Source organism: Mesorhizobium sp. M1A.F.Ca.IN.020.03.2.1, assembly GCF_004023205.1.
Classification (GTDB): Bacteria; Pseudomonadota; Alphaproteobacteria; order Rhizobiales; family Rhizobiaceae; genus Mesorhizobium.
On the sequence record NZ_RZSV01000425.1, the window covers coordinates 1 to 2,035 of the forward strand.

The 2,035-nt window shown below is 65.1% G+C and carries 1 protein-coding gene; it reads left to right on the plus strand.

All coding sequences use genetic code 11. The features are described from left to right. Positions 1 to 198 precede the first annotated feature (198 nt). A complete protein-coding gene (locus EOA79_RS31655) occupies positions 199 to 1,197 on the plus strand; it encodes a nucleoside hydrolase (RefSeq protein ID WP_127335641.1) in 999 nt (332 codons plus the stop codon). The last annotated feature ends 838 nt before the right edge of the window (positions 1,198 to 2,035 follow it).

The following is a 2,035-nucleotide window of genomic DNA, read 5'->3' on the forward strand; positions in this document are numbered from 1 at the left end:
CTTCTCGTCCAGCGCCGAGGTCGCCTCGTCCAGCACGACGATGTCTGGCTCGTGCAGCAGCAGGCGCGCTGAGGGCGGCATTATGGGCGGGGCGGCACGAGCGTCAGGTGTGGTGATCGCGCTTCGGCCGGATGGCAACCTTGACGTCACCAGAGGCCCCGGTCTGTAATCGCCGCAGGCCAGGGAGAGGCGACCCCCATGGAAAAGATCATCCTCGACTGCGATCCGGGGCACGACGATGCCATCGCCATCCTGCTTGCGGCCGGCAACCCGAACATCGACCTTCTCGGCATCACCACGGTTTCGGGCAACCACAATGTCGAGAACACCACGCGCAATGCGCTCTCCGTATGCACGGCCTACGGCATAAAGGTGCCGGTGGCGAAAGGCTCTCCCGGCCCGCTGATCATCGACCAGGTGCTGGCCGTCGAGATCCACGGCGAGACCGGGCTCGATGGCCCGGAGCTGCCGCCCGCCTCGTTCGAGCTCGACAAGCGCCATGCCGTCGACTTCATCATCGAGACGGTCATGGCGCATGAGCCGAAAACCGTCACGCTGGTGCCGGTCGGGCCCTACACCAACATCGCTCTAGCCGTGCGCAAGGAGCCGCGCATCGTCGAGCGGGTGAAGCGGGTCGTCGCGATGGGCGGAAGTTTCACGCGCGGCAACATCACGCCGGCGGCCGAGTTCAACGTCTATGCCGACCCGGAGGCCGCAGACGTGGTGTTCCGCGCCGCTTGGGACGTCACCATGGTGGGGCTTGACCTCACGCACCAGGCCTTGGCCACCCCCGACCTGCAGGACAGGGTGCGCGCTGTCGGCGGCCCGATCGCCAAATTCATTCTCGATATCTGGGAGTTCATCGCGACCACGCATGGCGGCCTGCTGCAGATAGCCTATCCCGCCGTTCATGACGCCTGCTGTGTGGCGGCGATGATCGATGCAGGCGTCTTCACCACCGAGAAGGCCGACATCCGCGTCGAGCTTGCCGGACGCTGGACCAAGGGCATGACGGTCTGCAATTTCGAGAAGCTGGGCGGCATGCGCCATTTCGGCGGCACGGCGAGCGAGCAGGTCGATTTCCGCCACACCGTGGCGATGAAGCTCGACCATACGAAATTCTGCGACCTTATCGTCGATGCGCTCGAGCGCCTCACCAGGCAAAAAGGCGTGAGGCGCTCCGGCGTCAAGGCCTAGCCGGCCCTCACAGCAGGAACGATTGCCTGTCGCGCAATGTGGCGCTGATGCGGCGATGCCGATCTCGATCTCGCGCTTGTTGGCCAGGATCGCATCGCCGGCCGCACCCTCGACCATCGATCGCAACAGGTGGGCCTGGCCGACCAGCACCGCGTCCTTGTCGGCCAGCGCGACGAGCGTTGCGGCTTCGAGCCGGTAGCGCGGGCGCCTTGCCGCCCTGGGCGACTCTCAAGCCTCCAGGCCCGCGCACGCCAGGAAGTGGGAGAGAATTGGCCCGGCGAAGCCGAGACGGCCATTTCGACGAGAGCCCGGCGTCGGCATCAGCAACCGGCACTGGCACGGTGGTGTCCTTGTTCTGTTGCTTTTTAGTTGAAACTAATTTGAAAGTTACCCGTTAGCAGCGCGTAGGCGAGCTCAAACTTGCCCTGCTGTCGACAGCTAAGTTGAAAGGAGAAGTCCTAAGCCTTTTTCAGTGCTTGGCGTTGCCGAGACCGCTTTTCTATCATTCGTCTTTCGAGCGGCCTCCAGCCGCGCCGGTCACCGCCGAGGCCGATGCCTGGCAGGGCGAGAAGTCGCCATCGCTCGGCACGCATTCGCGCGACGAAGGCTTCGCAGACCGCTGTCGAGCGGAACGCTCGATGAGGAGCCACACAAGGTTGGCCTTGGAACAAAGGTCTGGCCATGAAAAAATACCTAGCAGCCGCGCTGGCGATCGCCATCCCGATCGGGCCTGCCTCGGCGCTTGACGTCGGCGTGGGCGGCAAGGTCGGCGGCATCGGCGTGGGCGCCGGATTGGGCGCCGGTTCGCAAGGCGGGTCGGCGGGCGGGGGCGGCAGGG